Consider the following 25,253-nt stretch of genomic DNA (forward strand, 5'->3'; position numbering starts at 1 on the left):
GCCGATGATGAAAGCCCCTCTCCTTTCCACCCTGGCCTTGATCCTGGCGGTCCTTGCGCCATCAGCGCAGGCTCAGGACATGACGATGGCGGCCAAGCCGGGTCAGGCCGAGCCTCCGCGCGAATGGATCGACAAGGATACAGGCCACCGCGTCGTGCGCCTGTCAGACAAGGCCGGCAGCGGCAGCCTCTACTTCAACTTCAATGGCTACACGCCAGACGGAAAGACCCTGGCCATCAGTACGCCCGACGGCGTTTCGATGGTCGACCTGAAGACTCGCGCGCTCACACCGCTGGTCGTCGGCAAGGTGCGGCTGCTGTTCGTGGGTCGCAAGACCGGCCAAGTCTACTACCAGCGGACCAGTGCGGACGGCTTGGGCAGCGTCGAGGCGATCGATCCCAAGACCCGCAAGATGCGCCTGGTGACCAAGCTGGAACGTGGCGGCGGCATCCAGACGATCAATGCAGACGAGACCCTGCTCGCCGGCGTCGTGACCCGCAGCGACGTGCCCACGCGGCCCGATGGCATGCTGGCCCTGCCCCGCGACCCCGCCCAGGTGAAGGGACCTGACGGAAGAGCCCTCACCCATGCCGAGGGCCGCGAAGTCCAGCTGAACGCCCGGCTGGAATCCCGCATCCCCATGGAGATCTTCACGATCAACACCGTGACCGGCGAGCGCAAGATCGTGCACCAAGCGACCGACTGGCTCAACCACCTGCAGTTCTCGCCGACCGATCCGCACCTGCTCATGTTCTGCCACGAGGGCCCCTGGCACAAGGTCGACCGCCTGTGGCTGGTGCGCACCGACAAGGCCGACCCGCCCGTCAAGATCCACACCCGGACGATGAACATGGAGATCGCTGGACATGAGTGGTTCAGCGCCGACGGAAAGATCGTCTGGTACGATCTTCAAACGCCGCGTGGCGAGGACTTCTGGGTGGCGGGCTACGAGATCGCCACCGGCAAGCGGACGTGGCTTCACCTGGACCGCAACGCCTGGTCGGTGCACTTCAACACCTCGCCGGATGGCGCGCTGTTCGCGGGTGACGGCGGAGACCATGAGATGGTCGCCCACGCTCCGGACGGAAAATGGATCTACCTGATGCGGCCCCGCTCCATCCCGGACGTCGCCGGCATCCACGCCCCCGGCGCCGAAGCCCTGATCCAGCCCGGCGTCCTCGACACCGAGCGATTGGTCAACATGCAAGGGCACGACTACCGGCTGGAGCCGAACGTCAATTTCACGCCGGACGCCAAATGGATCGTGTTCCGCTCCAACATGCACGGCGCCAACCACGTGTACGCGGTCGAGGTCGCCAAGGCGGCGCAGTAGGTCAGGCAGGAGATGGCTGTGGCCGTTCTCGATCGCCGTTTAGGGACAGGTCGGCCCGCCGAGAATCGGAAGCTCGCCCGGCGGCTTGGACTTCACGTGCGATGAAATCGGCAAGTCCAGCATCCGCAGCCGTTCGGCCACCAACGACGCCGCCAGCCGGGCGCCGCCCTCATTGATATGGGTGGTGTCGCTGATGCCGTCCGGATAGCGGGCGATGTGGTCCTCGGGGGTGTAGATCAGATAGAGGCGGCGCGAGTTAGCCTCCCCCTGCGCCTGCAAGGCCGTCATGGTGTCGGCGTCCAGATCGACCAGCGGCGCGCCGGTCCGCTCAGCCACCCGCCGGATCGCCTCGGCATAGCCGACATGAGATTCCTGGACCTGGCCATCCGCGAACAGGTGCTTGGCGATCGGCGTCACCAGCACCGGCTGTCCGCCCCGGGCCCTTACGTCAGCGACGAAGCGTGTCAGGTTGTCGGTATAGGCGCCTTGCGGCTCTGTGAAGCGGACGATCTTCACCCTGTCGGCGTCGTTGTGGCCGAACTGGATCAACACGGTATCGCCGGGCTGAAGTTGCGCCAGCAGCGCGTCCCAGAGGCCTTCCTCGATGAAGGTCTTGGTCGAACGCCCGCCACGCGCCAGATTCACCACCTCGACGTCAGGCGTCAGCGAGCACTTCAGCACCATGCCCCAGCCCATCTGGGGGTATTTGTCCGGACCGTAGTTGGCGACCGTGGAGTCGCTGGCGAGGATGATGCGAGCGGCCGGCGGCGTCGGCGCGGCGGTCAACTGCAAGGCCGCAACGACGGCGGTTAGAAGTACCGTGGCCATCAGGAAATCTCCGCCAAAATCGATCGGTCAATCTGGTCCAGGGAGCTGACGCCAGTCAGGGCCATGGCCACGCGCATCTCCTTTTCGATAAGGTCCAGAAGCTCGCTCACCCCCACCCCGCCGCGCGCGGCAAGCGCATAGACAAAGGCTCGGCCCAGCAACACACCCTTGGCGCCCAGGGCCAACATCCGCACCACGTCCAACCCCGAGCGCACACCGCTGTCAGCCAATACGGTCAGCCGGTCACCGACCGCCTCGGCGATCGCCGGCAGAGCCCGGGTCGACGACAGCACGCCATCCAGCTGCCGCCCGCCATGATTGGAAACAACCACCCCATCGGCTCCGATGTCCGCGGCGGCCCGAGCATCCTCGGGATCGAGCACGCCCTTGATAATCAACGGGCCCTTCCAGAGCTCGCGGATCCAGTCCAGATCCTTCCAGGTGATCGAGGGATCGAAATTGCCCCCCAGCCAACCCATGAAGTCCTCCAGGCCAGAGTTCGCGCCCAACACCGGCGCGACATTGCCCAGCGTGTGGGGACGGCCGCGCACGCCGACATCCCAGGCCCAGCCCGGCTTGCCCATCGCCTGGAGGACGCGGCGCATGCTCGCATTGGGGCCGGACATGCCCGAATGAGCGTCGCGATAGCGCGCGCCCGGCACCGGCATGTCGACGGTGAACACCAGGGCGCTGGCGCCGGCCTCAACAGCCTTGGCCAACAGATCGCGCATGAAACCCCGGTCGCGCAGCACGTAGAGCTGGAACCAGATCGGCGCGCTGCTGGCGGCCGAAACCTCGGCAAGGTCGCAGACAGAGACGGTCGACAGACAGAACGGCACGCCCTTGGCGGCGGCGGCCCGGGCCGCCTGACACTCGCCGCGCCGTGCGTACATGCCGGTCAGACCGACCGGCGCGAGGGCTATGGGCAGGGCCTGTTTTACCCCGAACAGGGTGGTGGAAAGATCGGCATGCGAAACGTCCTTCAACACCCGCTGGCGCAGGCTGATGTCGGCCAGGTCCGAGACGTTGCGCGCCAGCGTCCGCTCGGCATAGGCGCCGCCGTCAATATAGTCGAACAGGAAACGCGGCAGGCGCTGCTTGGCCGCTGCGCGAAAATCGGTCGTTGAGGAAACGATCATGACAGGCTCGGACGAAGCTGCGTCGTGTTGACGGCGGATTGGGATCGATCACCGATGGGGCGTCTGCGGGCGACATCGGCGGTCCAACCCAGATCGGCGCTGATGGCTCGGGCTGTGGCCATGACCGGTTCAACCAGGGTCTGCATGCGCGCATCGTCCATGTACTGGGTCAGGCTCGACAGGCTGAGCGCGCCGACAATGGCCCCGTCCGCGCCCCGGATCGGCGCCGCGATGCAGCGAATCTGATCACCGTTTTCTTCCAGATCGAAGGCGACGCCATCACAGGCGTAGTTGGTCATCCGCGAGAGCCATTCGGCCTCATCGGGAGCACCTTCTGCAGGCGGTCCCTCCCGGCGATAGAGGTCGCGCCAAGCCTCGACGGTTTCATCAAGGATCAGGGCCTTGCCCAGGCCCGTTGAGCGGATAGGCCGTGTCTCACCGATGACCGAACGAACCTCGACACGACGATTGCCCGGCTCCTGATCGATGTATCGAACGATCTGCCCCTCTCGAACCGCCAGGTTGACGGCGTCTGAACTCTCACGGGCCAACCGCTCAAGATGGTCGCGCGCCACCGAGGCCAGCGTCAGTCGATCCCGCGCCAGAAAGTCCAGCCGCAGCAGTTGGGCGCCCAGGACGTAACCCGTGGCGATCAGGTTGATATAGTTCCGCTCGATCAGGGCGGCGGCCAGACGATGGGTGGTGCTGCGGCTCAAACCAATGCGGCGGGTCAGTTCCGCGAGCGCTATCGGCCCCTCCCGCGCAACGATATCGAGGAGGTCAAGGCCGCGGAGCAGCGTCTGGCTGACCGGACTTGCCGAAGAGTCATCGTGGGTCATGGCCTGGGCCGGCTACTGAAGGTTCACGAAAGCGCCGCCGTCCACCAGCAGCGCAGCGCCGGTGACGTATTTGGCCATGTCGGAGGCCAGGAAAACGATCGGACCGGCCAGATCATCCGGCTCGCCCAGACGGCCCAGAGGAATGCGGCCCGCCATGTATTCGCGCTTGGCGACATCAGCGAGATCTTCCTTGTTGATGGCCGTTTCAATGGTGCCCGGCAGAACCGAATTGCAGCGGATGCCATACTTCCCCAGTGCGATGGCCGTGGACTGCATCAGGCTGTGCAGCCCGGCCTTCGTAGGCGTGTAGTGGGTTTGCATTCCGCCACCGACCAGAGCGCTGATCGAGCTGACCGCGATGATCGCCCCGCCGTGGCCCTGCTTGACCATCTGATTGGCGGCCGCCTGCACCATGTAGTAGGCGCCATGCAGATTGACCTTCATGGTCCGCTCCAGGACCTCGGGCGGCATGTCGAGGAAGGCGTGGAACGGGCATATGCCGGCATTGTTGACGAAGACGTCGACCTTGCCGAAAGCCTCGACCGCAGCCTGGATGAAGGCGCTCGCGGTCGCCACCTGCGCAACATCGCCTTTCACGGCGATGGCCCGGCGCCCCAGGGCTTCGATCTGAGCGACGGTGTCAGCGGCCCCCGCATCATCGCCGTGATAGTTGATCGCCACATCCGCTCCCTGCCGGGCGCAACCGATCGCGGCAGCCTTGCCGATCCCCTGCGAGGCGCCCGTCACCAGCACCACCTTGTCCTCAAGAAGCATTATCTCTCCCTACGATATCGCGGCTAGCGCTTCCCGCCGGCCGCACGTTTGTCGTTCCAGCCCAGCTCAAGGCTGATGGCGTGGGCGCACTGCCGTAAATCGTCGGTCAAGACCGACATGCGCTCGTCATCCATGTACTGGGCCGCGCCCGACACGCTGATGGCCGCGACGATCTGGCCGCTAGGTCCCCGGATCGGCGCAGCGACACAGCGGATGCGGTCCTCGTTCTCCTCAAGGTCGAAGGCCACCCCGCGCTTGGCATAGTCGCGCATCCACGCGATCCACTGCTCTTCGCTGGGACCGTTGGGCGTCGGCGGACCTTCCTTGCGATACAGCTCGCGCCAGCGGTCCTCAGTCTCGTCCAGCACCAGCGCCTTGCCCAGGCCTGTCGATCGGATCGGCTGTCGATCGCCGACCCGCGAGCTGATGTTGATGCGGCGACGGCCGGTGAGCTTGTCGAGATAGTGGGCGCGATCGTCGTCCAGCACCCCAAGGTGCACGGTATCCTCAAGCTCTTCCCAAAGCCGCTCAAGATGAGGGCGAGCCACGCGTGGCAAGTCCATCTGTTGACCGGCCAGATAGCCCAACTCCAGCAGCTTGGAACCCAGGCTATACCCTTCTCGCGGCGTCTGAGAGAGCATACGCCGCTCGACCAGGGCCGTAGCCAGGCGATGGGTGGTGCTGCGGGTCAGGCCCAATTGCTTGGCCAGGGCCGGCAGGCCAATGGTGCCAGACTCGGCGACCACGTCGAGCAGATCGAGACCCCGGAAGAGCGTCTGGCTGCCACTGGGTGGCTTGCCGCCTGAACTGTCCTCCTTGGCCACCGCTTCGGCTCCCCTTGACGCATCACGTTTCATTTTGTAGCACTATCTCTCATAATATGGTACCAGAAGCAAGCGACGACGGTGGACAATTTGAGGCCATCGGGCGCTCGGCGGGCCACAGTGTCATATGGTGTTTTGGGGAGGTTGGCGCGACCAACGAAGGTTTCGCCAAGCATGTCGGAGGAATTCGTCCTTCCTTCATGCCCTCCGTCATTCTTTGGGTAAATCGCTTTCCTCAGGAAGCGTTGGGCTGGAGCACATTATACCATGCCGTTTCCTCTTATCCGGCAGGTTCGCGCCTATGTCGTGCGCGGCGGCGGCGCCGACTATCACGACCAAGGGGCCGGCCACTGGATCGATGACCACATCGCCACCCCGATGTCGCGCTATCCGGAATACCGGCAGAGTCGCCAGAGCTTCGGCATCAACGTGCTGGGCACACTGGTCGTCGAGATTGAGGCCGCTGACGGCACGATCGGTTTCGCGGTGACCACCGGCGGCGAGCCCGCCGCCTATATCGTCGAGAAGCACCTGGCGCGGTTCCTGGAAGGCCGTGATCCGACCGAGATCGAAAAGATCTGGGACCAGATGTATTTCTCCACCCAGTACTACGGCCGCAAGGGACTGGTGGTGAATGCGCTTTCCGGGGTCGATCTGGCCCTTTGGGATCTACTGGGCAAGCTGCGCCAGGAGCCCGTCTATCATCTGCTCGGCGGCAAGGTGCGCGACGAACTCACCTTCTACGCTACCGGCGCGCGGCCAGACCTGGCCCAGAAGATGGGCTTCATCGGCGGCAAGATGCCCCTTCACCATGGCCCAGTCGAGGGTGAGGAAGGCCTGCGCAAGAATCTCGAAGAACTGGCCACGATGCGCGAGCGCACCGGCGAAGACTTCTGGCTTATGTTCGACTGCTGGATGGCGCTGGACCTGAACTACGCCACCAAGCTGGCCCACAAGGCCCATGAGTATGGCCTCAAGTGGATCGAGGAAGCGCTGAGCCCCGATGACTACTGGGGTTATCGCGATCTGAAGAAGGCCGCGCCTCCCGGCATGCTGGTCACCACCGGCGAGCACGAAGCCACGCGCTGGGGCTTCCGCATGCTGCTGGAGATGGAGTGTTGCGACATCATCCAGCCCGACGTCGGCTGGTGCGGCGGTATGACCGAACTGGTCAAGATTTCGAACCTGGCCGACAGCCGTGGAGTCATGTGCATACCTCACGGCTCCAGCGTCTACAGCTACCATTTCGTCACCACGCGCCATAACAGCCCGTTCGCCGAGTTCCTGATGATGGCGCCAAAGGCCGACGAGGTGGTGCCGATGTTCCACCCGCAGCTGATCGGCGAACCCGTTCCCGTGAACGGCAAACTGAAGCTCTCCGACGCGCCCGGTTTCGGCGTCGAACTCAATCGTGAGGTCGGTCTTCACCGGCCTTACGTCCGCTGACTTCCTGAAAGCCCAGATCCATGAAGCTCCTCCGCTACGGCCCCAAGGGCGCCGAAAAGCCCGGTCTGCTCGACGCTGACGGTCAGATCCGCGACCTGTCGGGCCACGTGACCGACATCACCGGCGCGCAACTGTCGCCCGACAGCCTCAAGGCCCTGGCCGCCATTGACCCGAAGTCCCTGCCGCTGGTCGAGGGCTCACCCCGCTACGGCGTGCCGGTGAGCGGCGTGTCAAAGTTCATCGCCGTAGGCCTGAACTTCGCCGACCACGCCGCCGAGTCCAACCTGCCGATCCCTGAGGAGCCGGTGCTGTTCACCAAGGCTGTCAGTTGCCTGACCGGCCCGAACGATCCGGTGATGATCCCCAAGGGCTCGCTGAAGACCGACTGGGAAGTCGAGCTGGGTGTCGTGATCGGTTCGCGCGCCCGATATGTCTCGGAAGACAAGGCTCTGGACCACGTCGCCGGCTACGTGCTGATCAACGATGTCTCCGAGCGCGCCTTCCAGATCGAGCGCGGCGGCACCTGGGACAAGGGCAAGGGTTGCGACACCTTCGGTCCGGTCGGCCCCTGGATGGTCACGTCCGACGAAGTAGGCGATCCGCAGAACCTGGGCATGTGGCTGGACGTCAATGGCCAGCGCAAGCAGGACGGTTCGTCCAAGACCATGATCTTCAAGATCTGCAAGCTGGTTTCTTACATCAGCGAATTCATGACGCTGGAGCCTGGCGATCTGATCACCACCGGCACCCCGCCCGGCGTCGGCATGGGTCAGAAACCCGAGGCGGTCTATCTGAAGGCCGGCGACCAGATCCATCTCGGCATCGAGAAGCTTGGCGAGCAGCGCCAGATCGTCGTGGCCTGGACCCAGGACGGCGTCGCGTGAACACGACCTACGCCAAGCGCTTCGCCGGCCGGGCCGCCGTCATCACCGGCGGCGCCTCGGGCCTGGGCAAGGCCGTAGCCGCCCGTATCGTCGCCGAGGGCGGCCAGGTTTCGCTGTGGGACCTCGATGAGAGCATCCTGAAGGCCGCCGCGGCCGAGACCGGCGCCCTGCACACCGTGGCGCTGGACGTCTCCGACCAGAGCGCCGTCGCCGCCGCCGCCAAGGCCGCCCACGATGTCATGGGCAGGATCGATATCCTGGTGGCTTCGGCCGGGATCACCGGCGCCACCGCGCCGGTCCATGAGTACCCGCTCGACAGTTGGCGCCGGGTGATCGACATCAACCTGAACGGCCTGTTCTACTGCTGCCGCGAGGTCGCGCCCTTCATGATCGCCGGCGGCTATGGCCGCATCGTCAATATCGCCTCGGTGGCAGGCAAGGAAGGCAACCCCAACGCCAGCGCCTATTCGGCGTCAAAGGCCGGCGTGATCGGTCTGACCAAGTCGCTCGGCAAGGAACTGGCCACAAAGGGCGTGATCGCCAACGCCCTGACGCCCGCCACTTTCGAAAGTCCGATCCTGGCTCAATTGCCCCCCAGTCAGGTCGACTACATGCGCGGCAAGATCCCGATGGGCCGTCTGGGCGAAGTCCACGAGAGCGCCGCCATGGTCTGCTTCATGGCGTCTGAAGAGTGCTCGTTCACCACCGCGGCGACCTTCGACACCTCCGGCGGCCGAACCACCTTCTAGGGAGCCAGGGCGATGGCGTATGCAGGTCCGATCGTCGATCCCCACATGCACCTGTGGGACCTGGATCGGCACTATTATGCCTGGCTCCAGGACTCACCCCTGCCGAACAATCCGGCGGGCGACATGAGCGCGCTCGTCTATCGCTCCTACGGGCTGGACGACTATCTGGCCGACACTGCGGGCTGGAACCTCGCCGAGACGGTTCATGTCGAATGCGGTCTGCCGCCCAAGGATCAACTGTCGGAGACCGATTGGCTGCAAGGCGTCGCCGACACCCGGGGCGTCATCGCTGGCATCGTCGCGGGGGCCTGGCTGAACGATCCCGATGTCGAGGGGCTGCTGGAAGCCCAGGCCGCGCGGCCCAATGTTCGCGGCGTGCGCCAGATCGTCAACTGGCACGCCGATCCGGCCAAGACCTACAGCGACCGCGACCTGCTGCTCGACCCGCAGTGGCGTAAAGGCTACGCCCTGCTAGCCAGGCACGGCCTGTCGTTCGACCTGCAGGCCTATCCGTCGCAATTCAGGACGGCGGCCGCACTCGCCAGCGCCCATCCCGAGATACCGCTGATCCTCAACCACGCCGGCATGCCCACCGACCGCGACGAGGCCGGCTTGAAGGCTTGGCGCGAGGGCCTGGCCCTGCTGGCGCAACACCCGAACGTCAGTTGCAAGATCTCGGGCCTGGCCATGGTGGATCGCGCCTGGACGACCGACAGCCTGCGCCCCTTCGTATTGAGGGCCATCGAGATCTTCGGCCCGATGCGCTGCATGTTCGCCAGCAACTTCCCGGTCGAGAAGGTGCATGGCGCGTTCGGCGACTTCTATGGCGCCTATGACGCCATCACGGCCGACTTCAGCGATGACGAACGATCCCAGCTTTTTGCCGGAACCGCGCAGCGGATCTACCGCCTGCCCCACTGACAACGACAAGAACAAGACCGGGAGGAAGATGATGAGCACGAACATGGAAAGCCGGCCCCTAGCCTTCCGCATGCAGCTGAAATCCGGCGTGGCCGCCGAATACGAGCGTCGTCACGATGCGCTTTGGCCCGACCTCGCCGACGCTCTGCGCAAGGCCGGCATCCATGACTATTCGATCTTCCTGGACGAAGAGACCATGAGCCTCTTCGCCGTCCTGCGCCTGCGCCCCAACCACGCCAAGGACGCGCTGCCGCTGGAGCCCGTGATGAAGCGCTGGTGGGACTTCATGGCCGACCTGATGGAGGTCCATCCGGACAACAAGCCCGTCGAGCGGCCGCTCAAGCCTGTCTTCTATTTCGAGGGATAGGCCGCATGACCCACCTCCCCTTCCGCGCCATCGGCCTGGCCGCAGCATTGCTGGCGACGACGGCTATGGCCGAGCCTGTACGCTACACGATGACGGCGTTCACCAACGCCAGTCCGTCGAACATGAGCGTCTATGACTCGGCCGACGGGACACGCTTCACCCTGAAGAAGCCGCTGGCCTTCACCCCGCCCAAGGGTTTGATCCGCGACCCCAGCGTGATGAAGCATACCGACGGCTGGTACTACGTCGCCTACACGACCGGCTGGAGCGGTGACACCATCGGCCTGGCCCGTTCAAAGGATCTTGCCGACTGGACCTTCCTGCGGGACGTGCCCGTCGATGTGCCCGGCGCCACCAACAGCTGGGCGCCCGAGTGGTTTGTCGACAAGGACGGTTCGATCAGTCTGATCCTGTCGGTCTCGACCACCGGCCAGCAGGGCGCGTTCCAACCTATGCGGATCACCGCTACTGACCCGTCGCTGGCGAGCTGGAGCGCGCCCAGACCCTTAGCGGGTCTGGGTCCCAACTTCATCGACACCTTCGTGGTGCGCGAGGGCGGGCTCTACAACGCCTTCGCCAAGAACGAGACCAGCAAGTTCATCGAGCTATGGACCGCCCCCTCGCTGGACGGTCCCTGGCAGGCCAAAGGAACGGGCGACTGGGCCGGCTGGGGCCGGTTCCTGGAAGGCCCTGCCCTGACCCGCACCGTCGACGGCGCCTGGCGGATCTTTTTCGATGAGTACGGGGCCAAACGCTATTGGTTCAGCGACAGCCAGGATGGCTTCAGGACCTGGACCAAGAAGGTCGAGCTGCCCGAGCTTTCCGGCACAGTCCGGCACTTCACCGTGCTGAAGGAAGGCGGCGATCAGACGGTCGCCGCCAAATCCGCAGAAGCCCACCAGATCACTTGGGACAAGTACTCGCTGAAGGTCGATGGCGACCGCGTCTTCTCGTGGGGCGGGGAGTTCCACCCGTTCCGTCTGCCCAGCCCCGACCTGTGGCGCGACATCCTGCAGAAGATGAAAGCCAGCGGCTACAACACCGTCGCGATCTATTTCGACTGGGGCTACCACTCGCCCAAGCAGGGCGTCTATGACTTCAGCGGCGTCCGCGACATGGATCGCGTCCTGACCATGGCGAAAGAGGAAGGCCTCTACGTCATCACCCGCGCCGGCCCCTATGTGAACGCCGAGCTGACCCGGGGCGGCTTCCCCGGCTGGCTGGCCAATCAGCAGGCCCGCGCCCGCACCGACGCGCCCGAATACATCACCGCGTCCGACGAGTGGCTGACTCGGATCAACGCCGTCATCGCCCGCCACCAGCTGACCACCGGCCAGGGCACCGTGATCGCCCACCAGATCGAGAACGAGCTGGACGTCGTCGGCGCCCCGCAGCAGCGCTACATGCAGTGGCTGGCCGACAAGGCCAAGGCCGACGGCATCACCGTCCCGATCTTCCACAACGACAAGGGCCGCAACGGCTATTGGGTCCCCAAGGGCTCGAACGTACCCGGAACGGTGGAAGGCCCGACCGACCTCTACGCCTTCGACGGCTATCCGGGCGGCAACTGCAAGGTCGACTCCACGCCCGCCAGCCCCGGCGTCGCGCCTGACTGGGGCATCCACGGGGCCGGCGGCTCCAAAGGCGGAGCCTCGGCCAGCCCAAATACACCAGGCTTCCTGGCCGAATTCGGTGGCGGCTGGTTCGACTACTGGGGCAGCAACGGCGACTATGACTGCACCGCCATCCACCGCGGGGTGGGCTATCAGCGGGTGTTCTACGCCACCAATATCGCCAACGGCATCACGCTGCAAAGCTTCTACATGACCTATGGCGGGATCTCTTGGGGCTGGCTGCCCGCTCCCGTGGTGTTCACCTCCTACGACTATGGTTCGGCCATCGACGAGACCCGGGGTCTGCGCGACAAGGCCCGCGTCATGAAGCAGATGGGCGAGTTCATCGCCGCCGTGCCCGACCTGCGCCGCATGGACAAGGGCGAGGCCGTTGTCCCGTCGAACGACAAGGTGAAGGTCTATCACAACACCAACACCGAGACCGGCAGCCACCTGTATGTCGTCGTGCACAACCCCAGCAGCGGTACGGGCGACGAGGCTTTCACCTTCAAGCTGAAGACCCGCGACGGCGAGTATGTGGTCCCCTCGCGGATCAAGGGCCAGGACAGCAAGATGCTGATGGCCAGTTACGACCTGGGCGACCAGCGGCTGGTATATTCGACGTCCGAAATCCAGACGCATCTGAAATGGAACGGCGGCGATCTGGCCCTGCTCTATGGCCGCGCCGGCGAGACGGGCGAGACCGTGCTGCGCTACGCCTCCGCGCCGAGCATCGACGTGCTGGACGGCGACGTCGCCTCGACCTTCGACGCCGCGCGCGGTGACCTCAAACTGACCTATACGCACCAGGGTCTGACCCGCGTGCGGATCAGCGGCGGAGGACGGGAACCTCTGACACTGCTGCTGACCGACGCTGAGACGGGTCAGACGTTCTGGCGACGCGACACGGCGCACGGCGGCGTTCTTGTTCGCGGTCCGGGCCTCCTGCGCGGGGCGGCTGTCAAAGGCGTCGCCCTCGCCCTCACAGGCGACACCGAGATTGACAGCCCTCTGGAAGTCTTTGCGCCCAGCGGCGTCAAGACGATCAGCTGGAACGGCGCGAAGGTCGCGGCGACGACGACAGCCTCAGCCAGCCTGGTGGCAGACAAGCCCCTGGAGGGCCCCGCCGTCGTGATCACGCCAGACCTGGCAAAGCTCGACTGGAAAACTGCGACCGGGACACCCGAGGCAGATCCAAGCTTCGACGACAGCGCCTGGCTGAAGACCGAGGGCCGCCGCAGCGCCTCGACCGTGCGCGGTCCCACGGGCCAGCCGGCCCTGGACATGAGCACCTACGGTTTCCACCAGGGCGATGTCTGGTATCGCGGCCGCTATACCGCCAAGCCCGGGATCGACACCCTGACCCTGCACTACGGGGCGGGCGGCGCAGGCATGCTGCAGGTCTGGCTGGACGGCAAGTTCCTGGGCCAGCACGAGCTGGACGGCGGCCTGCCCCGACCGCTCACAACCGGGGTCGCCACCTTCAAGCTTCCCGAGACCCTGCAGGGCGCAGGCGACCATGTGCTGTCGGTTATGGTCCGCAACAACGGCCACAACTGGGACCTCGACGCCGACGACTTCCATAAGGAGGCGCGCGGTCTAGTCTCGGCTTCACTGTCCGGTCCGGGGAGCTACAGCTTTGCGGTCCCGATCGCGTGGAAGATCCAGGGCAATCTGGGCGGCGAAGATATTCAGGATCCGGTGCGCGGCAATGCCAACAACGGCGGCCAGTACGGCGAGCGCGCGGGCTGGCACCTCCCGGGCTTCCCCGACGCCTCATGGGCCAAGGCCGATATGGCTGCAACCAAGCCCTATGCCGGGACCACCTGGTATCGCACCAGCTTCGATCTGGCCCTGCCCAAGGACCACGACGTCACCCTTGGCCTGAGCATCGGCGATCCGGATAGGCCGCGCTCGCCCGGTCGCTACCGGGTGCTGATCTTCGTCAACGGCTGGAACATGGGCCAGTTCATCGCCCACGTCGGTCCGCAGCGCACCTTCGTGCTGCCGACAGGAATTATCGATCTGCATGGCAAGAACACCATCGCTCTGGCGGTAACCAGCGACGGCGCCCCCGGCGACGCCCTGGAGACCGTCAAGCTCGTGAACCTGCGCACCGTGCGCGGCGGCGTTCCCGTTGCTCGCGTACCTGCCCCGGATTTCAAGCGATGAACGACCTCACCCGCAGGGGTGCGCTGGCCACCGCAGGCGCGGCCGCGCTCGCCGCCCTGACCAACGGCCGGAGCCAGGCCCAGGCCAGCCCGGACGGCCTGACTCTGTGGTATCAAGCCCCGGCCGACGAGTGGATCGAGGCACTGCCGATCGGCAACGGGCGGCTGGGCGGTATGGTGTTTGGCGGCGTCAGCACCGAGCGCATCCAGTTGAACGAGGACACGTTCTTCGGTGGCGCCCCTTATAGTAACAACAACCCCGAGGCCTTGGCCGCTCTGCCCGAGGTGCGCCGCCTGCTGTTCGCGGGCCACTACAAGGCCGCCCAGGATCTGGCCAACGCCAAGATGATCGGCAAGCCCGCTCAGCTGCCAACCTACCAAACCCTCGGCGATCTGCTGATGGTGTTCCCTGCCCTGGACGATCACAGCGCCTATCACCGCGAACTCGACTTGGACGGCGCCGTGGTTCGAACCCGCTTCAAGGTCGGCGCGGCGCCGCACCTGCGCGAGGTGATCAGTTCACCGGTCGACCAGGTGATCGCCGTGCGGCTCGGCGCCCAGCCGCCCAAAAGCCGGATCACGGTCCAAGCCTCGCTGCAAACCCCGCAGGACGCGACCGTCAAGGTCGAAGGCCGCGATATCGTGGTCAGCGGCCTGAGCCCCACCCAAGAGGGGATTGAGGGCCGCCTACCCTTCGCCATTCGTCTACGCGGCCTCTCGACCGGAGGGACGCTGAAGGTCAGCGAAGGCGGGATCTATGTGCTCGGCGCGGATGAGGCGGTTCTGCTGATCGCGGCCGCCACGGGCTACAAGCGCTTCGACGATATCTCAGGCGATCCCGTCGCCATCACCCGGGACCAGATAACCAAAGCCGCCGCCAAGAGCTGGAGCCAATTGTTGGAGGCCCATCAGGCTGAGCATCGCAAGCTTTTCCGCCGGGTCGCGATAGACCTCGGAACCACACCCACCGCCACCCTGCCCACCGCGCGCCGCATCGCGAAATTCGCTGAGGTTGGCGATCCGGCTCTCGCGGCGCTCTATTTCCAGTACGGCCGCTACCTGCTGATCGCCAGTTCTCGGCCGGGGACACAGCCCGCCAATCTGCAGGGTATCTGGAACGAGAAAACCAACCCCTCATGGGGCAGCAAGTGGACCATCAACGTCAATACTGAGATGAACTACTGGCCCGCAGAATCGACCAACCTGCCCGAGTTGGTCGAGCCCTTGATCCGCATGGTCGAAGACCTCTCGATCACGGGCGCCCACACGGCCAAGGTCATGTACGGCGCGCGCGGCTGGGTGGCGCACCATAACACCGACCTCTGGCGGGTGACCGCGCCGGTCGACGGCGCGCCTTGGGGCCTTTGGCCTATGGGCGGTGTCTGGCTGCTGCAGAACCTTTGGGATCACTGGGACTATGGGCGTGACCCTGCCTATCTGAAACGCCTGTATCCGCTGCTAAGGGGCTCGGCCGAGTTCTTCCTCGATTTTCTCGTCAAGGATCCCAGCTCCGGCTTCCTTGTCACAGCCCCCTCGATGTCGCCCGAGAACGTCCACCGTGACGGCGCTTCGACGGCTGCTGGGCCGACTATGGACAACCAGTTGCTGCGCGACCTGTTCGACCATGTCGGCCTGGCCGCCAGAATGCTTGGCGTGGACACGGTCTTTGCCCACAAGGTCGCCACCGCCCGCGCACAGTTGCCGCCCGACTTGGTCGGCGCCCAGGGGCAACTTCAGGAATGGCGGGAGGACTGGGATGCAGACGCGCCAGACATCCACCACCGCCACGTCTCACATCTCTATGGCCTGCATCCGTCCAGCCAGATCAATCCGGATGACACGCCTGCGCTGACGGCGGCTGCCCGACGCACTCTGGAGATCCGCGGCGACGACGCCACCGGCTGGGGCCTGGGCTGGCGGCTGAACCTTTGGGCCCGCCTGCGCGACGGCGAACACGCCTATGCGATCCTGCAGCTGTTGCTAGCCCCGGCTCGCACCTATCCAAACCTATTCGACGCTCACCCGCCTTTCCAGATCGACGGCAATTTTGGCGGCACAGCCGGCATCGCCGAAATGCTGGTCCAGAGCTATGGCGGGCGCGTGCTGCTGCTACCCGCCTTGCCCCAGGCCTGGCCAAGCGGGTCGATCAAGGGCTTTCGCCTGCGTGGCGCGGCCGGGATCGACCTGTCGTGGAAGGACGGCCGTCTCGATGCAGCGACCTTAACCGCTGACCAACCCGGAAGGCACGTCGTCCGCTATGGACGCGCCCAGCTTGTCCTCCACCTTCAACCCGGACGACCGGTCACGCTGCGCGCCAGCGGTGACAGGCTCGTCCGCTCTTAGTTTTCCAAGGAGACTGCACCCGTGCCCAATCTTGCACACGGCCTTGAGGCCAAGGACATCAAGGCCAAGATCGCCCTGCTGATCAGCAATCTGGTCGATATCCAGGACCAAACGGGCGAGTTCCTGCTACGCTTGGAAGACGGCCGGGTGATCGACACCAAGGGCTGGAACGATTGGGAATGGACTCACGGCGTGGGTCTGTACGGCCTGTGGAAACAGTACGAAATGTCGGGCGACGAGCGCGCCTTCGAGATCATGACCCAGTGGTTCGCGGACCGCTTCGAAGCCGGCACCCCGACCAAGAACATCAACACAGTCTCGCCGTTCCTGACCCTGGCCTATCTGTACGAGGCCACCGGCGACCACACCTATCTGCCCTATCTGGAGACTTGGGCAGACTACGTAATGTACGAGGGCCCGCGCACCGAGGAAGGCGGTTTTCAGCACATCGTCTTCAACAGCGAAAACCCGCAACAGCTGTGGGACGACACCCTGATGATGAGCGTGCTGCCGCTGGCCAAGATCGGCCTGCTGCTGGACCGCGAGGACTTCGTGGAAGAGGCCAAGCGCCAGTTCATGGTGCACGTCAAATACCTGGCCGACCGCAAGACCGGCATGTGGTTCCATGGCTGGACCTTCGAAGGCCGGCACAATTTCGCTGACGCCCTTTGGGCCCGCGGCAATTGCTGGGTGACCATCGCCATCCCCGAATTCATCGAGCTTCTGGACCTGAAGCCCGGCGACGCCCTGCGCACCTTCCTGATCGACACCCTGGAAGCCCAGATCAAGGCCCTGACCCGCTATCAGGATGAAACCTCGGGCCTGTGGCACACCCTGGTCGACGACAGGACCTCATATCTGGAAGCCTCGGCCACGGCTGGCTTCGCCTATGGCGTCCTCAAGGCCGTGCGCAAGCGCTATGTCGGCAAGGAATACCAGGCCCTGGCGATCAAGGCGCTGAAGGGGGTGATCGCCAATATCGACGAGGCGGGCGAGCTGCAGCAGGTGTCGTTCGGCACCCCGGTGTTCGACACCCTGCAGGGCTACAAGGACATTCCCCTGACCTCCATGCCCTATGGCCAGTCCCTGGCCCTGTTGGCCCTGGGCGAGTTCCAACGAGCCTTCATCTAGCCCTGTCTCTCCATCCCCTTTTCCGGCGACAGCCTCGAGGGCGGGATGGGGCGAGGCTTCCATGAGCATAACAAGAACGTCGAGGGTGGATGAGATGCAGCCGCGCAAAGTCAAACTAATCAACTACCTGGCCTACGGTTCCAATGACCTGTTCGGCGCCGGGGCGATGGCCATTATCAGCGGCTGGATCCTCTATTTCTACACCACCTTCTGCGGCCTCTCGGCGGTCGAGGCGACGGCGATCTTCGCCATCGCCCGGCTGCTGGATGCAGTGTTCAGCCCGCTGGTCGGCCACCTGTCGGACCACTTCTACAATACCCGGCTGGGGCGGAAATTCGGACGGCGGCGATTCTTCGTGCTGGCCGCCATCCCCCTGCTGCCCAGCTTCGCAATCATGTGGATCAGCGGCCAGAACTTCTGGTTCTATCTGGTCACCTACGTCCTGTTCGAACTGGTCTATGCGTTCGAGCTGATCCCCTACGAGACGCTCGCCGCAGAGATGTCCAAGGACTACAAGGTCAAGGCCAAGTTTGCGGGCTGCCGCATCCTGTTCGCCCAGACCTCGGCGATCATGGCCGGCTTCCTGCCCGCAGCGATCATCAACCACCTGGGCAAGGACTCGGCCGACACCTTCCTCTATCTGGGGATCGGCGCGGCCATCACCTTCATGGTCACGGCCGCGTTCGTCTATCTGTTCACCTGGGAGCGCCCGCCGAGCGAGACCGGCATCGCCGTGCGCGAGGGCAAATTGGCGCTTTGGGACAGCTTCAAGGCGCTCTACGCTAACCTGTTCTCGACCCTGCGCATCCGGGCCTTCCGCCAGCACCTGGGCATGTATCTGGGCGGCTATATCAGCCAGGACATCTTCAACGGTGTGTTCGTGTTTTTCGTGGTCTTCGCCCTCGGGGCCACCACGGCCGTCGCCGGCAACTTCATGGGCTTCATGGCCTTCGCCCAACTGGCGGCTGTGGCCGGCTTCATCTGGCTGATCCTGCGCATCCACCCCGCCCCCTCCTACCGACTGGCGGTGTCCCTCTATGCTCTGGCGGTCCTGGGCTTCCTGGCGATTTACCTGCTATCCCCAAGCCACCTGTTGATCTGGATGATGGGTCCCGTGCTGCTGGCGGGTCTGGGCCGCGGCGGGCTGAACTACATCCCCTGGAACATCTATAACTACATGGCCGACGTGGATGAGATCGTCACCGGCAAGCGCCGCGAAGGCGCCTTCGCCGGCGTCATGACCTTCGTGCGCAAGACCATGCAGGCGGTGGCTATCGCCCTGGTCGGACTGATCCTCGAATGGGGCGGCTTCGTCTCCAAGGCCAAGGTCCAAAGCCCCGAGGCGATTACGACGATCCTGACGGTGCTGGTCGCGGGCACCCTGGCCCTGCTGATCTTCGGCTTCATCGTCTCGCTGCGCTTCCGGCTCAACCACCAGACCCACGAGATCCTGATGAGCGAGATCGAACGCTTCCGTTCAGGGAGCTCGACGCCGCTGTCTCCGGAGCACCAAGCGGTCGTGGAAGATCTCACCGGCTGGCGCTACGAGCGGCTTTGGGGGCGCAGTTAGTTTGGTTGAGGCGGCCGGTGGCGCGGACAGGCGGCAAACATCAAGCTGACGTGCGCCTGCGCGCGGTTTCAAGGGCTGTGCCTGATCGTCCGCGGTTCGGGGGCGAATATCTCTTGGGAGATCGCACATACCGGATTAAGCCGGTGACCCGACGCCGTCTGCCTTGGTGGTCATGATCAGGATCGCTCGTCCCTCAGCCCTTGTAGGGCGCAAAACCCGCCCCCGTCGACGCAAGTCGGTGCGCGCGCTGCGGCTCGCCTTGCCTGCTCTGGCCGGCCTGGTCGGCCTGGTGATCGCAGCTCAGGCTGCCGTCCGCGCCACCGAAGCCAAGCCTTCCCGCGTAACCCCCGTCGGCGCGTCTTTGCGTATGGAAAACCCGCGCTTCACGGGCGCCATGAAGGACGGCGGGGAGTTTCTGATCGTCGCGACAGCCGCCATCCGCGACAAGGTCGATCCCAACCTTGTTGCGCTTGAAGCGCCCCAGCTGACCCGCGGCTATGGCTCAGACACCCCCACGCAGGTGGTCTCAAAGCAAGGCGTCTATGACGAAGCCAAGGGCTCGCTGCTTTTGACCGGCGACGTGCGGATCAACAACGGCGAGGGCTACGCCTTTTCGACCGAGAAGGCCGTGATCGACACCCGCACCGGCCAGGTGATGGGCGACGCGGGCGTACAGGGCTCTGGCGTGTCGGGAAACAAGGTCCAGGCCGACAGCTACTCGGTGACCGACAAGGGAGACCGGGTGGTCTTCAAGGGTCGGGTGCGCTCGCGCCTCAACCCTGACCGCTGAGCGGAACGGCGCGCCGCTCATGAGTCGATCTGCGATCAGCCCGTCCCGGCAAAAGGTTTGTTTCCTCTACATCGCCCAGACCCATCAAATCCTGCACAGCCTGCCTATCGCCGTCGCCCTGGCGCGCGGGTGGCCCGGTCTGGACGTCCAGATCGCCGCGACGACCCAGGACCATCTGGACTATGCCCGCGACCTGATCACCGCCCTGGGCGGCGCGCCGATCACCTTGGGTTTGTTGCCCCCAGCCTGGCTGCGCGGTGTGCGACTGAAGGAGGCGTCCACCCCGCCCAAGGCGCTGATGCTGGCCGCCAACGCCCTGCGCTTGGGCCGGATGGACGCCATCGTTACGCCCGAACGCACCACGGCCCTGCTTCGCAAGCTGGGCGTCCGCAGATCGATGTTGGTCTATACCCAGCACGGCGCCGGCGATCGGGGCGGGGTGTTCGAACCGCGCCTGCGCCAGTTCGATCTGGTCATGGCCGCCGGCCCCAAGCAGCGCGACCGCATGGTCGACGGCGGCTGGGTGAAGCCGGAAAACTGCGCCATGGTCGGCTACCCCAAGTTCGACATCATCGACGCCCTGCCCGGCTCTCCGATGCCGACCTTCCCCGACGCCAGACCGATCGTCGTGTACAACCCCCACTTCCACCCGACCCTGGGGTCGTGGGCACGCTTTGGCGTGAAGGTGCTGGAGCAGTTCGCGGCGGATGAGCGCTTCAACCTGATCTTCGCCCCGCACATCCGGCTGTTCGACGGCGCCAGCCCGACCATGCTCGAGACGCTCAAGCCGTTCCGCGACCATCCCCGCATCCATATCGATCTGGGCGGCCCCGCCGCCATCGACATGACCTACACCCGGGCCGCTGACATCTATCTGGGCGACGTCAGCAGCCAGATCTATGAGTTCCTGCGCACGCCCAAACCCTGCCTGTTCCTCAACGCGACGGGCGTCGACTGGCGGGGTGACGAGAGCTTTCATCACTGGTTGTATGGGCCGGTGCTCGACAACGTCGATCATCTGGTCGACGCCGTCGAGGCCGCCCGTGTCGGCCATAGCGACTACCTGGAAGCGCAGAAGACCGGCTTCGCCGAGAGCTTCGACATCCAGGCCACGGCATCGTCCCAGCGCGCCGCCCAGGCAATCGCAGAGCGACTTCTGGCCCGGACCCGCGTCACCGCATGAGCGCCGAGAAGCCCGTTCTGGCCCGCGTGATGGCCAATGCCGGAACCCTGCTGGGCGGCCGCACGGTCAATGCCGTCGTCAGCCTGGGCTATATCGCCCTGACCGCCCGCGGCTTGGGCGACGCCGGACTGGGCGTGCTGGTGATGATCACGACCTTCACCCAGTTCCTGGCCGAGGTGGTCAAGTTCCAGTCCTGGCAGACCGTCCTGCAATATGGCGCAAAGCCGTTGCTGGAGGAGAACCGGACGGGTTTCCAGCAGGTGGTGCGCCTGTCGCTGTTCCTGGACCTGTCCAGCAGCCTGATCGGCTTGGTGCTGGGCGTATCCGGAGCTCTGCTGTTCGGAGGATTCCTGGGTTGGCCGAGGGACCTCGACCCCGCCGCGGCCCTCTATGCCGTGACCGTAGTCTTCACCACCTCGGCGACATCGGTCGGCCTGCTGCGACTGTTCGACCGTTTCCGCTACCTGGCGGCCGAGCAGGCGATCAACTCCACGGTCCGGCTCGTCGGCTCGGGTGTCGCCTTCCTGCTGCATGCCCCGCTATGGGTGTTCCTGGCCGCCTGGGCCGCCGGCCCCGTCGTCTCGTTCCTCTACATCTCCGCCGTGGCCTGGCGCGAACTGCATCATCGCGAGCTGCTAAAGGGGTTCAGACTGATCGGCCCGCTGGGCGAGGGCCTTCAAGGCGTCTGGAAGTTCGCCTGGGCGACCAATTTCAGCAGCACCCTCGAGGTGGCGTTTACCCACGTCATAACCCTGATGGTCGGACGTTTGCTGGGTCCCACCGAAGCGGGGTTCTGGAAAGTCGGCCGCCAGGTCGCTGACGGCATGGCCAAGCCGGCCCGACTGATGATCCCCGCCCTCTACCCGGAACTGGCCAAGATGCGGGCCAGCGGCGGCGATGCAGCCATGCGCAAGCTGGCGATCCAGATTTCAGTGCTGGGCGGCGCGGTGGCGGGTGCGTTGCTGCTGCTCACAGCCCTGATCGGCAAACCGCTGCTGATGCTGATCGTCGGCGAGTCCTCCGGCGCGGCCGCCGGGGTGATGACCTGGCAGGTGGCTGCGGCGGCGATCGGCATACTGGCCCTGCCGCTGGAGCCGATGCTGGTCTCGATGCGCGCCGCCGGCGCCGCTCTGCGCGTGCGGATGGCGGTCTGCGCCGCCTTCCTCATGGCCGTTGTGCCCCTGATGAAGACCTTCGGCCTGACCGGGGCGGGGGCGGCGCTTGTGGGGGCGGCGATGGCCATGGCGATCGGCATGTTTCTGACCCTCCGCGTGCGACTTGCTCAATCATCCGTAGTCAGAGACAACGAACCCCCTTGCGCCGAAGACGCAAACGACGTCAAAGGCGGCAGGTGATGATGACTCCCACTGGCTCGACGCGAACTGTACGATTCGCTGACTTCCCCACCCTGACGGCGGCGCTGGATTTTGCCGCCCAGGGCGAGACGGGGGTCAATCTCTATTCGCTCCGGGGCGAACTCCTCGAAGCCCTCCCCTATGCACGGTTACGCGTGCAGGCGCTTGATCTGGCCCAACGCCTTCTGGCCGCCGGAGCCAAGCCGGGGGACAGCGTCGGCTTGATCGCCGAGACCGAAGCTGACTTCGTCCGCGCTTTCTTCGCCTGCCAATATGCCGGTCTGCCTCCTGCGCCCCTGCCCCTGCCCGCGCCGCTGGGCGGCCGCGAGGCCTATATCGATCAGATCGCCCGCATGCTGGCCTCGGCGAAGGCCGAGATCCTGATCGGCCCGACCGCGATGGCCGCCTGGCTGCCCGAGATTGCCGCCAAGACGACGCTGAGCTTCGCCGGCACGCTGGCGGATCTGCCGACCGGAAACGGCGCAAGCCTGCCGACCATCGCGCCGGACCAAACCTGCTATCTGCAGTTCTCCTCGGGCAGCACGCGCTTCCCGACCGGGGTTCTGGTCACCCACCGGGCCCTGATGGCCAACGCCGTGGCGATCACGCGCCATGGCCTGCAAGTGCGTCCCGACGACCGCGCGATCTCGTGGCTGCCGCTCTATCACGACATGGGACTGATCGGCTTCCTGCTCAGCCCGATGACCAGCCAGATGTCCGTGGATCTGCTGCCCACCGGAGCCTTCGTGCGTCGGCCGCTGATGTGGCTGGACCTCATGACCCGGAATGGCGGCACCATCAGCTACAGCCCCACCTTCGGCTACGAATTGTGCGCCCGTCGCGCCGAGGCCGCCTCGATCGAGCACCTGGACCTGTCGCGCTGGCGCAGCGCGGGCCTGGGTGGCGACATGATCCGCACCGGCCCTCTGCGAGCCTTTGCGGAACGCTTCAAGACCGTCGGCTTTTCCGACACCGCCTTCGTGGCCAGCTACGGCATGGCCGAGGCCACCCTCGCCCTGTCGATGTCGCCTCTGGGTGAAGGCCTGAAGGTCGAGACGCTGGACGTCGAACAGCTGGAACAGGGTCTGGCGGTTCTCACCCGCGATACCGACCGCGCCCGCGATTTCGCCCGCAACGGTCCCGTCCTGCCCGGCCATGAACTGGAAGTTCGCGACGAAAACAGCGCAGTCCTGCCCGAGCGCGGCGTGGGCCGAATCTATGCGCGCGGCCCCAGCCTGATGCAGGAATATTTCGAGCAGCCTGAAGAGACCGCCCGCGTGCTGTCGTCCGACGGCTGGCTGGACACCGGCGACCTTGGCTACCTGATCGACGGTGAGATCGTGATCACCGGTCGCGGCAAGGATCTGATCATCCTCAATGGCCGCAACATCTGGCCACAAGACCTGGAATGGACGGCTGAGGCCGAGATCGAAACCCTTCGCAGCGGCGACGTGGCGGCCTTCTCGACGCCGGGCGAAGGCGAAGAGATCGTCGTGGTGCTGGTCCAGGCGCGCGGCGGCGATCCCGAAACCCGCAAAGCCCTGGCCGAACAGGTCGCCACGGTCCTGCGCCTGCGCCACAGCGTTGAGACCCAAGTGTATCTGGTCGGCGCCCACGCCCTGCCGCAAACCTCGTCGGGCAAGCTGAGCCGCAGCAAGGCCAAGGCCGCCTTCCTGGCCGGCGCCTATGGCGAGCGCGCCGGAGCATGACCAGGGGCGTCGTCGCGGTCACCGGTGGCACCGGATTTCTCGGGCGACACTTGGTGCGCGCCCTGGCGGCGGACGGATGGACCGTTCGTGTGCTGGCCCGCCGCGACATCGTGGATGCTGAATGGGCCGGTATGGAGCCCCAACTGATCATCGGCGGCCTGTCGGATCGCGGGGCCCTCCAGACCCTATGCGCCGGCGCGACGGTCGTGATCCACGCGGCCGGCCTGATCAAGGCCCGTTCACGCGCCGAGTTCGACCGCACCAATATCGACGGCGCCCGTGACATCGCCCTGGCCGCCAAGGCGGCTGGCGCGCGATTGATCGTGGTGTCCAGCCTGACGGCCCGCGAGCCGTCGCTGTCAGACTACGCCGCCAGCAAGCGCGGCGGCGAGGAAGCAGCGCGCAAGGCGTTCGGTGAGACCCTGACCATCATCCGCCCGCCCGCCATCTATGGACCGGGCGACATGGAGACGCTTCAGCTCTTCAGAGCCGCTCTGACGGCGCCGGTCCTGCCGGTGCTGGACCCCGCCGCCCGGATCGCCCTGATTCATGTCGAAGACGCCGCCGCACGGATCGCAGCGGCCGCACGTCATCCGACGCCAGGCGTCTTTGCCGTGTCTGACGATCGAACCTCCGGCTACAGCTGGGCGGAAGTCATGGAAGCGGCCTCTCGGGCCGTAGGCAGAAGGCCCCGCCTCGTGAGGATATCGCCAGCGCTTCTATGGGGTCTGGCATGGCTTTTTGAGCATTTTGCCGCAATCGCCGGAAAGATTTCGATTTTCACGTCTGGAAAAGCGCGAGAAATGCTCCATCTGGACTGGAGTCTGTCGAGAGCTGAAACGCTGCCAGAAATTGGCGCGGCGCTCTACGGCATCGAATCCGGGTTCGCCCACAGCGTGCAATGGTATCGCACGAAGGGGTTTTTAGTTGCGCAGACATGACATTAACATTCAATTTTGACAGGAATGCGACGACAGGCCTGCTACGGATTGCGTTATTGGGGTCCGCTAGTGGGGTTATCAGCGAGTCGGCATGAAAGCAGTTACGGATCTTACCTTGCGTGAAATCGGCCTGGCGGCGTCCTCAGTACTGGGGCGCACCGTGGAGGTCTCCGATGAAACACATATCGGCCGTGACCTGCAGGTCGACTCCCTGGGCTTGATGAACATCATCATGGAGCTGGAAGACGCGTTCGACATCTCGATCCCGCTTGACCGTCTGGCCTCGGTCGAGACGGCGGGCGACCTGTCTGATTTGATTAAAGACCTTCGGAACAAGGGATAA

21 protein-coding genes are annotated in these 25,253 nt (G+C 65.1%); 16 read left to right on the top strand and 5 right to left on the bottom strand.

Annotated features, from left to right (window positions below; translation table 11 throughout):
• Positions 1–7: 7 nt before the first annotated feature.
• Complete coding sequence (locus ACW18B_RS14930; protein WP_492047812.1) at positions 8–1,333, top strand: oligogalacturonate lyase family protein; 1,326 nt, start codon at positions 8–10, stop codon at positions 1,331–1,333.
• 39 nt (positions 1,334–1,372) lie between these two features.
• Here ACW18B_RS14930 and ACW18B_RS14935 read toward each other — a convergent pair whose 3' ends face one another.
• The 5 genes from ACW18B_RS14935 to ACW18B_RS14955 are packed head-to-tail and all read right to left on the bottom strand — an operon-like array spanning position 1,373 to position 5,770.
• Positions 1,373–2,161: a rhamnogalacturonan acetylesterase gene (locus tag ACW18B_RS14935; RefSeq protein ID WP_492047813.1), complete on the bottom strand. Its 789-nt coding sequence runs from the start codon at positions 2,159–2,161 to the stop codon at positions 1,373–1,375.
• A complete protein-coding gene (lldD, locus tag ACW18B_RS14940; protein WP_492047814.1) occupies positions 2,161–3,300 on the bottom strand; it encodes an FMN-dependent L-lactate dehydrogenase LldD in 1,140 nt (379 codons plus the stop codon). The genes ACW18B_RS14935 and lldD overlap by 1 nt, the downstream gene beginning before the upstream one ends.
• Positions 3,297–4,139, bottom strand: a complete 843-nt coding sequence (locus ACW18B_RS14945) for an IclR family transcriptional regulator (RefSeq protein WP_492047815.1) — start codon at positions 4,137–4,139, stop codon at positions 3,297–3,299. Before ACW18B_RS14945 ends, lldD begins: the two co-directional genes overlap by 4 nt.
• A gap of 12 nt (positions 4,140–4,151) precedes the next feature.
• On the bottom strand, positions 4,152–4,913 hold the full coding sequence (gene lra1 / locus ACW18B_RS14950) for an L-rhamnose 1-dehydrogenase Lra1 (protein WP_492047816.1): 762 nt from the start codon (positions 4,911–4,913) through the stop codon (positions 4,152–4,154).
• Between the two features lie 23 nt (positions 4,914–4,936).
• Positions 4,937–5,770 (bottom strand): IclR family transcriptional regulator, encoded by an 834-nt coding sequence (locus ACW18B_RS14955; RefSeq protein WP_492047817.1) that lies wholly within the window; start codon positions 5,768–5,770, stop codon positions 4,937–4,939.
• 234 nt (positions 5,771–6,004) lie between these two features.
• Between ACW18B_RS14955 and rhmD the strand changes: the two genes are divergently transcribed.
• The 15 genes from rhmD (at position 6,005) to ACW18B_RS15030 (ending at position 25,253) form a co-directional block, all read left to right on the top strand.
• Positions 6,005–7,183, top strand: a complete 1,179-nt coding sequence (gene rhmD, locus ACW18B_RS14960) for an L-rhamnonate dehydratase (RefSeq protein ID WP_492047818.1) — start codon at positions 6,005–6,007, stop codon at positions 7,181–7,183.
• Between the two features lie 20 nt (positions 7,184–7,203).
• Positions 7,204–8,067, top strand: coding sequence for a 2,4-didehydro-3-deoxy-L-rhamnonate hydrolase (locus tag ACW18B_RS14965; RefSeq protein WP_492047819.1), 864 nt, complete (start codon positions 7,204–7,206; stop codon positions 8,065–8,067).
• Positions 8,064–8,816: an SDR family NAD(P)-dependent oxidoreductase gene (locus tag ACW18B_RS14970; protein ID WP_492047820.1), complete on the top strand. Its 753-nt coding sequence runs from the start codon at positions 8,064–8,066 to the stop codon at positions 8,814–8,816. The genes ACW18B_RS14965 and ACW18B_RS14970 overlap by 4 nt, the downstream gene beginning before the upstream one ends.
• Before the next feature lie 12 nt (positions 8,817–8,828).
• The gene (locus ACW18B_RS14975; protein WP_492047821.1) at positions 8,829–9,737 is read left to right on the top strand and encodes an amidohydrolase family protein; all 909 of its coding nucleotides are present in this window, start codon (positions 8,829–8,831) and stop codon (positions 9,735–9,737) included.
• Positions 9,738–9,768: 31 nt separating this feature from the next.
• The gene (gene rhaM / locus ACW18B_RS14980; RefSeq protein ID WP_492047822.1) at positions 9,769–10,104 is read left to right on the top strand and encodes an L-rhamnose mutarotase; all 336 of its coding nucleotides are present in this window, start codon (positions 9,769–9,771) and stop codon (positions 10,102–10,104) included.
• 5 nt (positions 10,105–10,109) lie between these two features.
• On the top strand, positions 10,110–13,889 hold the full coding sequence (locus tag ACW18B_RS14985; protein ID WP_492047823.1) for a beta-galactosidase: 3,780 nt from the start codon (positions 10,110–10,112) through the stop codon (positions 13,887–13,889).
• Complete coding sequence (locus ACW18B_RS14990) at positions 13,886–16,231, top strand: glycosyl hydrolase family 95 catalytic domain-containing protein (protein ID WP_492047824.1); 2,346 nt, start codon at positions 13,886–13,888, stop codon at positions 16,229–16,231. Before ACW18B_RS14985 ends, ACW18B_RS14990 begins: the two co-directional genes overlap by 4 nt.
• Positions 16,232–16,252: 21 nt before the next feature.
• Positions 16,253–17,362 (top strand): beta-galactosidase BglB, encoded by a 1,110-nt coding sequence (bglB, locus tag ACW18B_RS14995; protein WP_492047825.1) that lies wholly within the window; start codon positions 16,253–16,255, stop codon positions 17,360–17,362.
• 94 nt (positions 17,363–17,456) lie between these two features.
• Positions 17,457–18,932 carry an MFS transporter gene (locus ACW18B_RS15000; RefSeq protein ID WP_492047826.1) on the top strand — a complete coding sequence of 492 codons (1,476 nt, stop codon included), beginning with the start codon at positions 17,457–17,459 and terminating at the stop codon, positions 18,930–18,932.
• Positions 18,933–19,170: 238 nt separating this feature from the next.
• Positions 19,171–19,722 carry an LPS export ABC transporter periplasmic protein LptC gene (gene lptC, locus ACW18B_RS15005; protein WP_492047827.1) on the top strand — a complete coding sequence of 184 codons (552 nt, stop codon included), beginning with the start codon at positions 19,171–19,173 and terminating at the stop codon, positions 19,720–19,722.
• A 19-nt stretch (positions 19,723–19,741) separates the two neighbouring features.
• A complete protein-coding gene (locus ACW18B_RS15010) occupies positions 19,742–20,905 on the top strand; it encodes a CDP-glycerol glycerophosphotransferase family protein (protein ID WP_492047828.1) in 1,164 nt (387 codons plus the stop codon).
• Positions 20,902–22,260: a lipopolysaccharide biosynthesis protein gene (locus ACW18B_RS15015; RefSeq protein ID WP_492047829.1), complete on the top strand. Its 1,359-nt coding sequence runs from the start codon at positions 20,902–20,904 to the stop codon at positions 22,258–22,260. The genes ACW18B_RS15010 and ACW18B_RS15015 overlap by 4 nt, the downstream gene beginning before the upstream one ends.
• Entirely contained in the window at positions 22,260–23,969 is a 1,710-nt protein-coding gene (locus ACW18B_RS15020) for a fatty acyl-AMP ligase (RefSeq protein WP_492047830.1), read from the top strand. Before ACW18B_RS15015 ends, ACW18B_RS15020 begins: the two co-directional genes overlap by 1 nt.
• Positions 23,966–24,910, top strand: a complete 945-nt coding sequence (locus ACW18B_RS15025; RefSeq protein ID WP_492047831.1) for an NAD-dependent epimerase/dehydratase family protein — start codon at positions 23,966–23,968, stop codon at positions 24,908–24,910. The genes ACW18B_RS15020 and ACW18B_RS15025 overlap by 4 nt, the downstream gene beginning before the upstream one ends.
• A 91-nt stretch (positions 24,911–25,001) precedes the next feature.
• Positions 25,002–25,253: an acyl carrier protein gene (locus ACW18B_RS15030; RefSeq protein WP_492047832.1), complete on the top strand. Its 252-nt coding sequence runs from the start codon at positions 25,002–25,004 to the stop codon at positions 25,251–25,253.

The sequence above is a fragment of the Caulobacter sp. FV2ps19 genome, assembly GCF_058681035.1.

What these genes read in the sequence shown, in the direction of transcription:
- ACW18B_RS14930 (WP_492047812.1), top strand. Translation starts at nt 8, where the DNA reads ATGAAAGCCCCTCTCCTTTCCACCCTGGCCTTGATCCTGGCGGTCCTT.
- ACW18B_RS14935 (WP_492047813.1), bottom strand. Translation starts at nt 2,161, where the DNA reads ATGGCCACGGTACTTCTAACCGCCGTCGTTGCGGCCTTGCAGTTGACC.
- lldD (WP_492047814.1), bottom strand. Translation starts at nt 3,300, where the DNA reads ATGATCGTTTCCTCAACGACCGATTTTCGCGCAGCGGCCAAGCAGCGC.
- ACW18B_RS14945 (WP_492047815.1), bottom strand. Translation starts at nt 4,139, where the DNA reads ATGACCCACGATGACTCTTCGGCAAGTCCGGTCAGCCAGACGCTGCTC.
- lra1 (WP_492047816.1), bottom strand. Translation starts at nt 4,913, where the DNA reads ATGCTTCTTGAGGACAAGGTGGTGCTGGTGACGGGCGCCTCGCAGGGG.
- ACW18B_RS14955 (WP_492047817.1), bottom strand. Translation starts at nt 5,770, where the DNA reads ATGAAACGTGATGCGTCAAGGGGAGCCGAAGCGGTGGCCAAGGAGGAC.
- rhmD (WP_492047818.1), top strand. Translation starts at nt 6,005, where the DNA reads ATGCCGTTTCCTCTTATCCGGCAGGTTCGCGCCTATGTCGTGCGCGGC.
- ACW18B_RS14965 (WP_492047819.1), top strand. Translation starts at nt 7,204, where the DNA reads ATGAAGCTCCTCCGCTACGGCCCCAAGGGCGCCGAAAAGCCCGGTCTG.
- ACW18B_RS14975 (WP_492047821.1), top strand. Translation starts at nt 8,829, where the DNA reads ATGGCGTATGCAGGTCCGATCGTCGATCCCCACATGCACCTGTGGGAC.
- rhaM (WP_492047822.1), top strand. Translation starts at nt 9,769, where the DNA reads ATGAGCACGAACATGGAAAGCCGGCCCCTAGCCTTCCGCATGCAGCTG.
- ACW18B_RS14985 (WP_492047823.1), top strand. Translation starts at nt 10,110, where the DNA reads ATGACCCACCTCCCCTTCCGCGCCATCGGCCTGGCCGCAGCATTGCTG.
- ACW18B_RS14990 (WP_492047824.1), top strand. Translation starts at nt 13,886, where the DNA reads ATGAACGACCTCACCCGCAGGGGTGCGCTGGCCACCGCAGGCGCGGCC.
- ACW18B_RS15000 (WP_492047826.1), top strand. Translation starts at nt 17,457, where the DNA reads ATGCAGCCGCGCAAAGTCAAACTAATCAACTACCTGGCCTACGGTTCC.
- ACW18B_RS15010 (WP_492047828.1), top strand. Translation starts at nt 19,742, where the DNA reads ATGAGTCGATCTGCGATCAGCCCGTCCCGGCAAAAGGTTTGTTTCCTC.
- ACW18B_RS15015 (WP_492047829.1), top strand. Translation starts at nt 20,902, where the DNA reads ATGAGCGCCGAGAAGCCCGTTCTGGCCCGCGTGATGGCCAATGCCGGA.
- ACW18B_RS15020 (WP_492047830.1), top strand. Translation starts at nt 22,260, where the DNA reads ATGATGACTCCCACTGGCTCGACGCGAACTGTACGATTCGCTGACTTC.
- ACW18B_RS15025 (WP_492047831.1), top strand. Translation starts at nt 23,966, where the DNA reads ATGACCAGGGGCGTCGTCGCGGTCACCGGTGGCACCGGATTTCTCGGG.
- ACW18B_RS15030 (WP_492047832.1), top strand. Translation starts at nt 25,002, where the DNA reads ATGAAAGCAGTTACGGATCTTACCTTGCGTGAAATCGGCCTGGCGGCG.